This window comes from Pararhizobium mangrovi, assembly GCF_006516965.1.
In the GTDB taxonomy this organism is placed as follows: domain Bacteria; phylum Pseudomonadota; class Alphaproteobacteria; order Rhizobiales; family Rhizobiaceae; genus Pararhizobium_B; species Pararhizobium_B mangrovi.
This window is the reverse complement of the sequence record NZ_VHLH01000011.1, coordinates 26,274-38,159: the sequence shown is the minus strand read 5'-3', so window position 1 is coordinate 38,159 and position 11,886 is coordinate 26,274. Positions and strand designations below refer to the sequence as shown.

Below are 11,886 nucleotides of genomic sequence, written 5' to 3'. Positions count from 1 at the left end.
CGACGGATGGCTCGACCGTACCACCAGTACGCTCGTCGCCATCCGTCTCGGTCCTGACGCAAACAGGGTCGGCAGAGCGTTTCCGTATAAAACTGAAAGGCTCTAAATGAACCGGCGAGAACCGAAAGCGGGTGCGAATGTCATGAGTGATGCGCTGCGGGAAAAGGAAGTGGAGGCGTTGAGCGAGCCGGAAGCGGCGAACGAGCTCGTTCGCCTGGCCGACGAGATCGCCGAGCACGATCGGCACTATCACCAGGAAGACGCGCCCGAGATTTCGGACGGCGCATACGATCTCCTGCGCACGCGCAACGCGGCGATCGAGGCGCGCTTTCCCGCCCTAAAGCGCGCCGATTCGCCGTCGGAGCGCGTCGGCGCGGCGGTTTCGGAAAAGTTCGAGAAGGTCACCCACGCCCTCGCGATGCTCTCGCTGGACAATGCCTTCGACGACGCTGACGTGCGCGATTTCGCCGCCCGCGTACGCCGCTTCCTGCGCATCGGCGAGGAAGAAGAGCTCGCGTTTATGGCCGAGCCGAAGATCGACGGGCTTTCCCTTTCGCTGCGCTACGAGGATCGAAAGCTCGTCTCCGCCGCGACGCGCGGCGACGGCACGGTCGGCGAGAACGTGACGGCCAATGCGCGCACGATCGACGAGATTCCCGAGCGCCTGCCCGACGAAGCGCCGGACATCTTCGAGGTGCGCGGCGAAGTCTACATGACGAAGGCCGCCTTCGCGGAACTCAACGAGCGGCAGGCGGCGGCCGGCAAGCAGACCTACGTCAACCCGCGCAACACCGCCGCCGGTTCGCTGCGCCAGCTCGATGCGCGCATCACGGCCTCCCGTCCGCTGAAGTTCTTCGCCTATGCGTGGGGTGAGGTAGCCGGCGACCTGCCTGCCGATACGCAAAGCGGCATGCTGGAGGCGCTCGACAGGTACGGCTTCACCGTCAACGCGATGACGAAGCGGCTGACGAATGTCGAGGCGCTGGTCGAGCACTATCGCTTCATCGAGGAGGAGCGGGCAGGGCTCGAATACGACATCGACGGCGTCGTCTACAAGGTGGACGATCTGGCGCTTCAGCGCCGGCTCGGCTTCGTCGCGCGAAGCCCGCGCTGGGCGATCGCACACAAGTTTCCGGCCGAAAAGGCGCTGACCGTCCTGAAAGCGATCGAGATCCAGGTCGGACGCACCGGCGCGCTGACGCCGGTCGCACGCCTCGAACCGGTGACGGTGGGCGGCGTCGTCGTCGAGAACGCGTCGCTCCACAATGCCGAGGAGATCGAGCGGCTCGGCGTGAAGATTGGCGATACGGTACGCATCCAGCGCGCGGGCGACGTGATCCCGCAGATCCTCGGCGTCGAGAAGAGCCCGGACGACGCGGTGCCCTTCGCCTTTCCCGATACGTGCCCGTGCCATCTGAAGACGGCAGTGGTGCGCGAGGAGACGGCAGGCGGAGCGGAAAGCGTCGTGCGGCGCTGCACTGGGGAGTTCGCCTGTCCGTTCCAGCGCAAGGAACACCTGAAGCTCTTCGTCTCGCGCCGCGCCTTCGACATCGAAGGTCTTGGCGAACGGCAGATCGAGGCCTTCTACGAAGATCCGGACCTGCCGATCGACACGCCCGCCGACATCTTCAAGCTTGCCGGTCGCGACCGGGAGAACAGCCTGCGGAAGCTCAAGAACCGAGACGGCTACGGCGAAACGTCGGCGACCAAGCTCTTCGAGGCGATCGAGGCGCGCCGGACGATACCGCTCGAACGGGTGATCTACGCGCTCGGGATACGCCATGTGGGCGAGCGGACGGCGACCACGCTGGCGCGAAGCTACGCGACCTGGGAAGCGTTCCACGAGGCGGCGCTCGCGATCGCCGCGGGCGACGAGGAGGCCGCCGGCGAGATGGATGCGCTCGACGATGTCGGCCAGAGCGTCATCCAGGCCGTGCGGCGCTTCTTCGCCGAGGAGCACAACCGCGCCATGGTCGACGATCTCGTGGCGCAGCTTACCATCGAGCCGGCGAAGCAGACCAGCTCGAGCAGCGCCGTCGCCGGCAAGACCGTCGTCTTCACGGGGTCACTCGAAATGATGACGCGGGACGAAGCCAAGGCGATGGCCGAGCGCTACGGCGCGAAGGTTGCCGGCTCGGTCTCCAAGAAGACCGACATCGTCGTCGCCGGGCCGGGTGCCGGTTCCAAGCTCGCCAAGGCGAAGGAGTTCGGCGTGACGACGATCGACGAACAGGGATGGTTCGATCTGATCGGGGAATGAGCGGCACGCCCCTTGCGATCGCCGGTGCGTTCCGGTGATGTTCGCGCGACCTGCATGTCTCCCGTCAACCGGAGTTTTCGATGACGACTTCCAGCGCCCGCGCCTTCCTCGAAGGTGCCGCTCGCACGCCTCCGGTTCTGCTTTCGCTCGGGCCCTTCGCCGTTCTCTTCGGCGCGTTGGCGGTGGATCACGGCCTCAACACGGTGGAAACGGTCGTCATGAGTGCCGGCATGTATGGCGGGGCGGCGCAGATGGTCGCGCTGCAGCTTCTCGGCACGCATGTGGCCCCGTGGGTCATCGTGCTTTCGATCCTTGCAGTGAACCTTCGCCATCTTCTCTATTCGGCGACCTGCGGAAGACACCTTTCGCATTTCGGCTTCTGGCGCCAGGCGCTCGCCTTCTTCTTCCTCGTCGATCCGCAATTCGCCGAGACGGAGCGCCGTGCCGAACAGGGCCGAAAAGTAACCTTCGCATGGTACTTCGGCGTCGCGGCGCCGATCTACGGATGCTGGCTCGCCGGTTCGCTCGCGGGAGCGCTCTTCGGCCGGCTGATCGAGCACCCGGAAGCGCTCGGGCTGGATTTCCTTCTGCCGCTCTACTTCCTCGGCCTCGTCATGGCGTTTCGCGCGCGACCGCGCTGGCTGCCGGTCGTCGTGACGAGCGGCGCGGCGACGATACTGGCGTTTCACTTCATCGGTTCGCCCTGGCACATCAGCATAGGCGCGCTGGCGGGCGTGGCGGTCGCGGCGATGCTTCCGCCGAACGTCGAGGCGACGGGAGAACTTGCCACGGCAGAGGGAAACGGTGAGCGTTGATGCATACGGGAACCCTCCTTGGCGTCATCGCCGGCGGAGCGCTGGTGAGCTATGCAGCGCGCGCCGGCGGCCACGTGCTGCTCGCCCGTTTCCGGCCGCTACCGCCACGCATCGAACAGGCGTTCGACGCCGTGCCAGCCGCGGTGCTGACGACGCTGGTTGCCCCGGCGCTCGTTTCCAAGGGGCCGGCCGAGGCGATCGCGCTGGTTCTGGCCTTCGTCGTGGCGTTGCGCGCGCCCGTTCCGGTGATGCTCCTCGTCGGATGGATCGCGGTCGTCGGCCTGCGCGCCGCGTTCGGTTGAAGCGTCAGCTTGCCGACAAGGGCGCCGTCGCCCGGTCCAGCCAGGCACGCGTCTGTTCGTCGTCGATCAGCGGTGCGAGTTCTTCCTGGACCCGGGCGTGATAGGCGTCGAGCCAGGCGCGTTCGGCTTCCGAAAGCAGGTCGGGGTCGACGAGGCGGCGATCGATCGGTGCCAGCGTCAGCGTTTCGAAGCCGAGCATCGGCTTGTCGCCGCCCGGGATCTCGCGCGGTTCGTGCACGAGAAGCAGGTTTTCGATGCGGATGCCGAAGGCACCCTCGCGGTAGTAGCCCGGTTCGTTGGAGACGATCATGCCGGGTATCAGTTCCTGCATGCCGCGCCGCGAGATCGTCTGCGGTCCTTCATGGACGGACAGGTACGAGCCGACGCCGTGGCCCGTGCCGTGGGCATAGTCGGCGCCCGCTTGCCAGAGTGCCGTGCGAGCGAACGCATCGATGTCCACGCCGCGCGTACCGGCAGGAAAGCGCAGCCGGGTAATCGCGATCATGCCCTTGAGGACACGGGTGAAGAAGGCGATCGTTTCCCGGTTCGGTGCGCCGACGGCGACCGTACGGGTGATGTCCGTCGTGCCGGCCGTGTATTGCCCTCCCGAATCGACGAGATAGAGTTCGCCGGCATCGAGCGTGCGGTTGCTCGTCTCGTCGACGCGGTAGTGGGGCAGGGCGGCGTGCGGCCCGGCACCGGAGATCGTGTCGAAGGAAATGTCGCGAAGCGGCATCTGCATGCTGCGGCCGATTTCGGAGCGGCTTTGCTCGAGCCGTTTGGCCGCCGTGATCTCGTCGACGGAGCCGGCCTCCTGCCGGTCGAGCCACGCGAGGAAGTTGGTTACGGCGACGCCGTCCTGCCGGTGGACGGAGCGCGCACCGTCGCATTCGGCTTCGTTCTTGACTGCGCGCGGTAGCCGAGCCGGATCCGTGCCCTCGACGAGTTTGCCGCCGTTTTCGCGAAGGGCTTCGATGCAGGCATGGGGCGTGAGCGCCGGATCGGCGAGGACGGAGCGACCCTGTTCTCCCAGTTCGCGAACTTCGATCAGGAATTCGCCGGGTTCGCGGATCTCGACGAGCGCCTGGAGGGCGTCCTTCGCCTCGCCGTCGAGTTTTAAGGCTTCGACGAAGAGCGTCGGCTTGCCTTCGAGCGGCAGGATGGCACGTGCCAGCGGATGGGGCGTATGCGGAACGTCGTTGCCGCGTATGTTGAGGAGCCAGGCGACCGAGGACGGATCGGTGAAGAGGCAGGCCTGTGCCTTCTTGTCACGGACGATCTCGCGCATGTCGGCGATCTTGTCGGCCGCCGAACGCCCGGCATTCGCGTCCGGTTGCAGGACGATCGCAGCAGCGGGGGCCGCGGGACGATCGGTCCAGATGGCGTCGACCGGGTTGGCATCGAGCAGCACGAGATCGCCCTCGACCGCTTCGAGCGCCGTGCGCAGGCGCTCGACCTCGCGCGGAGTGTGGAGCCATGGATCGATGCCGAGCCTGAGGCCGGCCGGCGCCTTGGTCTCGATCCAGCAGGACGGCGGTTCGTCGATGAGGTTCGCGGCTTCGAACACGGCCGGATCGACCTGTTCGGCGAGTTGTGTCGTGTAGCGTCCGTCGACGAAGACCAGTGCACGCTCGCGCAGGACGAGCGCCATGCCGGCCGAGCCCGTGAAGCCCGTCAGCCAGGCAAGCCGCTCGGCGGAGGCGGGGACGTATTCGCCCTGGAACTCGTCCGCACGCGGCACGAGCACCGCGTCGACGTTCATTGCCTCGAAACGCTCGCGAAGGGCGGTGATGCGAGCGCGGCCGTTATCGGGCGAAGTGCTGCTTCGAAAGGACTGGAACATGGGCGCACCTCGTCGTTGACCGGGTCTGCGTAGGGCACATGGCCGCGGAAGAGCGCTTTTCAAGCGAAAGCATGTCATGCTGCACTGCGATTGTTATTTCGCACATGCGAAAGCTGCAAGGCTCCCATGCATCCTTCCGTCTCCAAATTCGCTCGGAAACGTTTATCTTGAGGCTCGTGGAGGATTTGAACAGATCATTCCAAGGGAACATTCGAGATGCGCAACACGATCTTCCGTACCGCTTTCGACCGCATGGTGAGCGCCCGCGAGAAGCAGGTGCGCCGCTACGTGAACGGACATCTTCTCACGCTCGACGACGAGAGCCTGCGCGCCCTCGGCCGTACGCGCGACGAGCTTCGCCGCGAGGGCACGTCGGGCTTTCTGTTCTAAGGCTCCCAGAGTTCGAATCGTTGAAGGCGGTGCCCTCGGGTGCCGCCTTTTTCTATTGGAGCAGCAGCGTCACCCATTCGCCGCGCCATAGCGTGCGCCGATGGGCGAAGCCCTGAGCATTGAAGGCTGCCAGCACTTTCCACCGCTGGCTGGCCAATATGCCCGAAAGCACCACCGAACCGTGGGGTGCCAGATGGTTGCGGATAGCCGGGGCCATGCGCATCAGCGGTCTTGCCAGGATGTTCGCGACGACGAGGTCGAAGGGCCCTTCCTCGGCGAAGCACGGAGCGTGGAAGCCTGCCGCCGTCTCTACCCGGACATCGTGGATCACGGCGTTGTCGCGGAGATTGCGCTTCGCCACGCGCGTGGCGATCGGGTCGATATCGGTCGCGAGAACGCGCATCGGCTGGAGCTTGCGAATCGCGATGGCGAGCACGCCGCTTCCCGTTCCGAGATCAAGGGCGCGCACGAAGCGGCGACGCTTGTGCTCGGCTTCGATCATCTCGAGACAGCCGGCGGTCGTGCCGTGGTGGCCGGTGCCGAAGGCCTGGCCCGCCTCTATCTCGATGGCGACATCGCACGGCCGGACGCGCTCGCGATCATGCGAACCGTGAACGAGGAAACGACCGGCGCGCACCGGCGAAAGGCCTTCGAGCGATTTCGCCACCCAGTCGATCTCCGGCAGAACCTCGCGCTCGAATTCGGCGCCGAGCGGATCGAGCCGTTTGCGAACCGTTTCCTCGTCTTCCTCCGCGAAATAGATCGAGATCTCCCAGATATCGCGTGCTTCGTCACGTTCGCGCGTCGACAGCGCGTATCCATCGTCCTCGAAGAGGCCGCTCATGCGGTCGAACAGGTCGGCGATTTCGGCTTCGCTGCCGGTGGCGAAAAGTCTGAGCTGGCTCACATGCACTCGCAGTGTCGGATTGCGATAAGGCGGGGCAGGTCGGGTCTGACCGGGAAAAGGTCGAATGACCGGCGGGACGCTATCCGTTCGCGCCTGTGGAGAAAAGGGCGCATTCGTCTGCTGCCGATTGCGCGGGTGCGACGCCGTCGCCATATCGCATCGACCCGCATCGAAGGAGACGACGCGATGATCCGTTCCCTCTTCACTGCTCGCACCGCCACGCGCGCGCTTCTGCCTCTTTTCGGTCTGGGGTTGCTTGCGCTGCCTGCCATCGCGCGCCAGGTCGGCGATATCGGTGTCGACTGGGTCGGCAACGACATCGAGATCGAGGCGGTACACGATCCGAAGATTTCCGGCGTCACGTGCCATATCGCCTATTTCGATCGCAGCATCGTCGACCGGCTGCAGAAAGGGAACTGGTTCGAGGATCCGTCGAACTCGTCGATCGCCTGCCGGCAGACGGGCCCGATCGTCATCGGCGACATCAAGCTCGATCAGGGCGGAGAGGAAATCTTCGACCAGCGGCGCTCGCTTATCTGGAAGAAGCTCGTCGTCAACCGCGTCTACGACAGCGAGAATAATACGCTCATCTATCTCGCCCACGCGCGGCAGGTGCAGGACGGCTCGGCGAAGATGGCGATCTCGACCGTGCCGCTCTACGCCACCGAGGTGACTTGGAAGAACGGCAAGCCGAAGGGCGACTGAGCCGACCCGGCTACTTCTTTTCGAGAAGCGCGGTCGCCTGCTTGCGCAGCCGGCCCTTGAACATGGTGGCCATCGAAGCGAGCAGGCGGGGCAGGGTGATCTCGAGGTCCACCGCGTCGTCGCGCACGATCAGGTGCCCGTTGATCGTCTGGCCCATGATGCCGGCGGTGAAGTCCATGCGGTCGCCGGTCCAGTGCTGGTCCATGCGGATCGACTTGCCGGCCGTCTGTTCGGTCACGCGCTGGAAGCCGTGTTCCAGCCGGCGACGGGCCTCTTCGCGGCCAAGGCTGTGGTGAATCGTCAGCGAAACGGTTTCCGACATGGCAGGCGGTCTCCCTGGAGCGAGCTTCGGCCGGATATGGCGACGGCCCGGGCCCGGCGCAAGGCGCGCCTACCCGTCGGCGGCCAGGCGTTCCAGCGCGTCTCCCTCAATGCGGTAGCGGATCCATTCGTTCTGCGGCCTGGCGCCGACCGAGTCATAGACGGCCATCGCCTCGCTGTTCCAGTCGAGGACGCTCCATTCGAAGCGGCCGCACGCGTTGTCCCGTGCGATGGCGGCGAGCCGCTTGAGGAGCGCCTTGCCTGCGCCGAGCCCGCGACGTTCCGGGCTGACGTAGAGATCCTCGAGATAAAGCCCCTTGCGTCCCTGCCAGGTCGAATAATTGTAGAAATAGACCGCGAAGCCCGCCGGTTCTCCGCCGATTTCGGCGATCAGAGCTTCGACGTGCGAACCTTCGGCGAAGATGCTTTCGCGCACGGCCGCCTCGGTCGCGACCACCTCGTGCCCGGCGTGCTCGAAGGCGGCGAGTTCGCGCACGAAGGTGAGGATGGTGCCGGCGTCCGTGGGCACCGCGGCTCGAACGTCGATCCGGTTCATTTCGCGCTCCGTCCGCTCATCGCTCGGCCAGGTCCAGATTGAGATAGACCGGATCGAACTCGGCAAGTTCGACGAGCCCGTCCCAATCGTGGATCGCAATGGTGCCGCCCTGCCAGCTGATGAGGTTGGTTGCCCGCAGATGCTGCACGGTGCGGTTGGTGTGGACGATCGAGAGGCCGAGCACGTCGGCAAGCGTGCTCTGGTTGATCGGCAGGGGAAAGCTTGCCCCGTCGACCGCACCGACGACTTCGAGCCGGCGATAGAGTTCGCAGAAGAGATTGGCGAGCCGGCTTTCGGCCCGCCGTCGGCCGAGGCTCAGGATCCAGTTGCGCTGGATCGCGGCGTCGGTCGCGACCATCATCGAAAGAAGCCGGCCGAGATGGGGATGCTCCGTCGAAATCTCGCGCAGCCGATTGTGGCCGATGAAAGCCACCCGGCATTGCGTGAGCGCGACGACGGAATGGTCCATGACGGAGAGGAACATGCTGTGCAGATCGACGAAATCGCCGAGCACGTGCAGTGTCGTGATCTGCCGGTCGCCGTTTCGAAGCGACATGGCGCGCGCGGCCAGCCCGTCGAGAAGCAGGCAGCTTTCATCCGGACTGCTTCGGTCCGTGATGATCTCGGATTGGGCCGGTACGGTACGCGTGCGCCAGTCGAGCGCGCGCAGCACGGCCTCCTCATCGCGTGGGAGCCGATCGCGCACTGAAAGGGTCGCGATAAGCGAATCGATGTCCTGTTTCGGCATGTGCGCCCATGCTCCCCGTTCCACCTGTCGAGTCACCCTTCTCGACCTCGTTTGCCGCGGCTCGCCTATCGTTCCCAAGCCCGGTCCCGCCAAGGGCATTCTATAAGCGTTCGATGGTGGAACAATCAACGTCCGCCGGTCATTCCGAAGGCATCCTGGAGAGTACCATGCCGCGGTTTTCGTTCTGTCTGCGTTCTGCCGATCACGAAGAGGTCGACGAAATCGAGCTCCCGAATGCCCGTGCGGCGGAGCGCGAGGCGTTGCGCGCCAGCAGTGACCTCATCCGCGAACTCGACTGCAATCCCGATCCGTGCTGGCGATGGGACCTCGAAGTGCTCGACGACTCACGCAACCGCATCCTGCACCTGCATTTCGCGGCAGACCGGGAAGAAGGTAGTTCAATCATCATCCGCTGACGCCCGGCCAAGGAGCAATCCGTCCAAGTGCGGGAGGTTCCGGTCGTCGGTCCTATCGGCATTCCGCTCACGTGCGCTCCACGAAGCCGTCGAGCACGCGCTTGCGGCCGGCCTTGTCGAAATCGATCGTCAGCTTGTTGCCCTCGATCGCCGCGATGTTGCCGTTGCCGAACTTCATGTGGAACACGCGTTCGCCGAGCGAGAACTCCGAGGGTGTGTCGCTGGTCGACTTGGCGACCAGTTCGCCCTCGATCGTGCGTCCGGCCGGTCCGCTCTCGCCATAGGCGATGCGTTCGACCGCATGGCCGGAACGGGTGCCCCAATTGGTGCGCGTCGCATCCGTACGGTTCTTCTGCGCACGTTTCCAGCCCGGCGTCTCGTAGGCGTTGGTAAAGGGATCGGCGCTCGTGCCCATTCGGTCGAAGCGCGAGGTGCCGTAGGGTCCGCCCGAATGGTTGCGGCCGTACCCGCCGTAGCTCGTCTCCATCTCGGCAACGCTGACGTGATCCTCCGGCAACTCGTCGAGGAAGCGCGAGGGCAGGGTGGACTGCCACATGCCGTGGATGCGCCGGTTCGAGACGAACCAGACATGCACGCGGCGCTTCGCACGCGTCAGCCCGACATAGGCGAGGCGCCGCTCTTCTTCGAGACCGGAACGTCCGCCCTCGTCCAGCGCGCGCTGATGGGGGAACAGGCCTTCTTCCCAACCTGGCAGGAAAACCGTCTCGAATTCGAGACCCTTGGCCGAATGCAGCGTCATCAGGTTGACCGCGTCCATCTGCTCGTTGCGGTCGGTATCCATGACGAGCGCGATATGCTCCAGGAAGGCTGGCAGCGACTCGAACTCCTCCATAGAGCGGATTAGCTCCTTGAGGTTTTCGAGCCGACCGGGCGCCTCGGCGGAACGGTCGTTCTGCCACATCTCCGTATAGCCGGACTCTTCCAGGATCTGTTCGGCGAGATCGGTATGTTTGGTGGAGTCCATCAGGTCGCGCCAGCGGCGGAAATCGGACACGACGTCGCCGAGCGACTTGCGCGGCTTCGCCTTGATCTCGTCCGTCTGCACCAGTTCGCCGGCCGCCTGCAGCATCGGCATGTCGCGCGCTCGCGCATAGTCGTGAACCTGGCGCACGGTCGCCTCGCCGAGGCCCCGCTTCGGCGTGTTGACGATGCGCTCGAAGGCGAGGTCGTCGGACGGCTGGGCGACGACGCGCAGATACGCCATGGCGTCACGGATCTCGAGACGCTCGTAGAAGCGGGGGCCACCCACCACGCGATAGTTCAGGCCGAGGGTGACGAACCGGTCCTCGAACTCGCGCATCTGGAAGGAAGCGCGCACGAGGATCGCCATGTCGCTCAGGGAATGGCCATCGCGTTCGAGCTGCTCGATTTCCTCGCCGACGGCGCGGGCCTCTTCCTCCGAATCCCATGCGGCGTGGACGTTCACCGGCTCGGCGTCCGGGTCCTCGCTCTCGGTGAAGAGCGTCTTTCCGAGGCGGCCCTCGTTGTTGGCGATCAGGTGCCCGGCCGCGCCGAGAATATGCGCGGTGGAACGGTAGTTGCGCTCCAGACGGATGACGCGGGCGCCGGGAAAGTCCTTCTCGAAACGCAGGATGTTGTCGACATCGGCACCGCGCCAGCCATAGATCGACTGGTCGTCGTCGCCGACGCAGCAGATGTTGACCCCGCCAGTGCCTCCGTCCTTGCCGCGCGCGGCTTCAGGCCGCTGTGCGAGCAGGCGCAGCCACATGTACTGCGCGGTGTTGGTGTCCTGATACTCGTCGACGAGAATGTAGCGGAACTTCGCGTGGTACTCCTTCAGCACGTCCGGGTGCTCGCGGAAGACGCGGATCGGATGAAGGAGCAGGTCGCCGAAATCGCAGGCGTTCAGCGTCTTCAGGCGCTCCTGGTAGGCGGTGTAGAGTTCGCGTCCCTTGCCGTTGGCGAAGGCGCGCGCGTCGCCTTCGGGAATATCGGCGGGCCCGAGGCCCTTGTTCTTCCAGCCGTCTATCATGTGTGCGAACTGGCGCGCCGGCCAGCGCTTGTCGTCCAGCCCTTCGGCACGGATGAGCTGTTTGACGAGACGGATGACGTCGTCGGTATCGAGGATGGTGAAATCGGAGCGAAGGCCGACCAGTTCGCCGTGCCTGCGCAGGAGCTTGACGCCGATGGAATGGAAGGTTCCGAGCCAGGGCATGCCTTCCACGGCCTGACCCACGAGGAAGCCGATGCGCTCCTTCATCTCGCGCGCGGCCTTGTTCGTGAACGTCACGGCAAGGATCTGCGAAGGCCACGCCCGCCCGGTCGATATGATGTGCGCGATGCGCGTCGTCAGAACGCGCGTCTTGCCCGTGCCGGCGCCCGCGAGCACGAGGACCGGTCCTTCGATCGTTTCGATCGCCTCGGTCTGTTCGGGGTTCAATCCGTCGAGATACGCGACGGCCGGGCGATCGGCGCCGCGCGCAGCCATGGCGCGGGCGGCGATGCCACCTGACGCCGGCGCGGGCCGGGGTTCCTCGTCGCCGAAGAAGGGAATGTCGTCGTCGGGCTTGGCCATGCGGCTCAATGTAGTGATTCGCACGCCGAAGGCCAGCCGCCCGGTGACGTCGGGCGGTGACGTCGG

The 11,886-nt window shown here is 65.4% G+C and carries 12 protein-coding genes; 6 read left to right on the top strand and 6 right to left on the bottom strand.

Features of this window, described 5'->3' with window-relative positions:
- The first annotated feature begins 142 nt into the window (after window positions 1-142).
- The 3 genes from ligA to FJU11_RS07585 all read left to right on the top strand — a co-directional run bounded on the left by ligA (window position 143) and on the right by FJU11_RS07585 (window position 3,377).
- Window positions 143-2,260: an NAD-dependent DNA ligase LigA gene (gene ligA, locus FJU11_RS07595; protein WP_141166439.1), complete on the top strand. Its 2,118-nt coding sequence runs from the start codon at window positions 143-145 to the stop codon at window positions 2,258-2,260.
- An 80-nt stretch (window positions 2,261-2,340) separates the two neighbouring features.
- Window positions 2,341-3,075 carry an AzlC family ABC transporter permease gene (locus tag FJU11_RS07590; RefSeq protein WP_141166438.1) on the top strand — a complete coding sequence of 245 codons (735 nt, stop codon included), beginning with the start codon at window positions 2,341-2,343 and terminating at the stop codon, window positions 3,073-3,075.
- Entirely contained in the window at window positions 3,075-3,377 is a 303-nt protein-coding gene (locus tag FJU11_RS07585) for an AzlD family protein (protein ID WP_141166437.1), read from the top strand. Before FJU11_RS07590 ends, FJU11_RS07585 begins: the two co-directional genes overlap by 1 nt.
- 4 nt (window positions 3,378-3,381) lie before the next feature.
- Here the strand turns inward: FJU11_RS07585 and FJU11_RS07580 are convergent, their stop codons facing one another.
- Window positions 3,382-5,220 (bottom strand): aminopeptidase P family protein, encoded by a 1,839-nt coding sequence (locus tag FJU11_RS07580; protein WP_141166436.1) that lies wholly within the window; start codon window positions 5,218-5,220, stop codon window positions 3,382-3,384.
- Between the two features lie 216 nt (window positions 5,221-5,436).
- Here FJU11_RS07580 and FJU11_RS18260 point away from each other — a divergent pair, with 216 nt between their 5' ends.
- The gene (locus FJU11_RS18260) at window positions 5,437-5,610 is read left to right on the top strand and encodes a hypothetical protein (protein ID WP_181408091.1); all 174 of its coding nucleotides are present in this window, start codon (window positions 5,437-5,439) and stop codon (window positions 5,608-5,610) included.
- 52 nt (window positions 5,611-5,662) lie between these two features.
- Here the strand turns inward: FJU11_RS18260 and FJU11_RS07575 are convergent, their stop codons facing one another.
- Window positions 5,663-6,517, bottom strand: a complete 855-nt coding sequence (locus FJU11_RS07575; RefSeq protein WP_141166435.1) for a 50S ribosomal protein L11 methyltransferase — start codon at window positions 6,515-6,517, stop codon at window positions 5,663-5,665.
- Window positions 6,518-6,703: 186 nt separating this feature from the next.
- On the opposite strand from FJU11_RS07575, the gene FJU11_RS07570 reads away from it, so the two are divergent.
- Window positions 6,704-7,222 (top strand): CreA family protein, encoded by a 519-nt coding sequence (locus tag FJU11_RS07570; protein ID WP_141166434.1) that lies wholly within the window; start codon window positions 6,704-6,706, stop codon window positions 7,220-7,222.
- A gap of 10 nt (window positions 7,223-7,232) precedes the next feature.
- On the opposite strand, the gene FJU11_RS07565 is transcribed toward FJU11_RS07570, so the two are convergent.
- The 3 genes from FJU11_RS07565 to FJU11_RS07555 all read right to left on the bottom strand — a co-directional run bounded on the left by FJU11_RS07565 (window position 7,233) and on the right by FJU11_RS07555 (window position 8,847).
- The gene (locus FJU11_RS07565; RefSeq protein WP_141166433.1) at window positions 7,233-7,544 is read right to left on the bottom strand and encodes a polyhydroxyalkanoic acid system family protein; all 312 of its coding nucleotides are present in this window, start codon (window positions 7,542-7,544) and stop codon (window positions 7,233-7,235) included.
- Between the two features lie 69 nt (window positions 7,545-7,613).
- Window positions 7,614-8,099: a GNAT family N-acetyltransferase gene (locus FJU11_RS07560; protein ID WP_141166432.1), complete on the bottom strand. Its 486-nt coding sequence runs from the start codon at window positions 8,097-8,099 to the stop codon at window positions 7,614-7,616.
- A gap of 16 nt (window positions 8,100-8,115) precedes the next feature.
- Window positions 8,116-8,847: a Crp/Fnr family transcriptional regulator gene (locus FJU11_RS07555; RefSeq protein WP_141166431.1), complete on the bottom strand. Its 732-nt coding sequence runs from the start codon at window positions 8,845-8,847 to the stop codon at window positions 8,116-8,118.
- A 167-nt stretch (window positions 8,848-9,014) separates the two neighbouring features.
- On the opposite strand from FJU11_RS07555, the gene FJU11_RS07550 reads away from it, so the two are divergent.
- Entirely contained in the window at window positions 9,015-9,263 is a 249-nt protein-coding gene (locus FJU11_RS07550) for a DUF6894 family protein (RefSeq protein WP_141166430.1), read from the top strand.
- A 67-nt stretch (window positions 9,264-9,330) separates the two neighbouring features.
- Here the strand turns inward: FJU11_RS07550 and FJU11_RS07545 are convergent, their stop codons facing one another.
- A complete protein-coding gene (locus FJU11_RS07545; protein ID WP_141166441.1) occupies window positions 9,331-11,820 on the bottom strand; it encodes an ATP-dependent helicase in 2,490 nt (829 codons plus the stop codon).
- Between the last annotated feature and the right edge of the window lie 66 nt (window positions 11,821-11,886).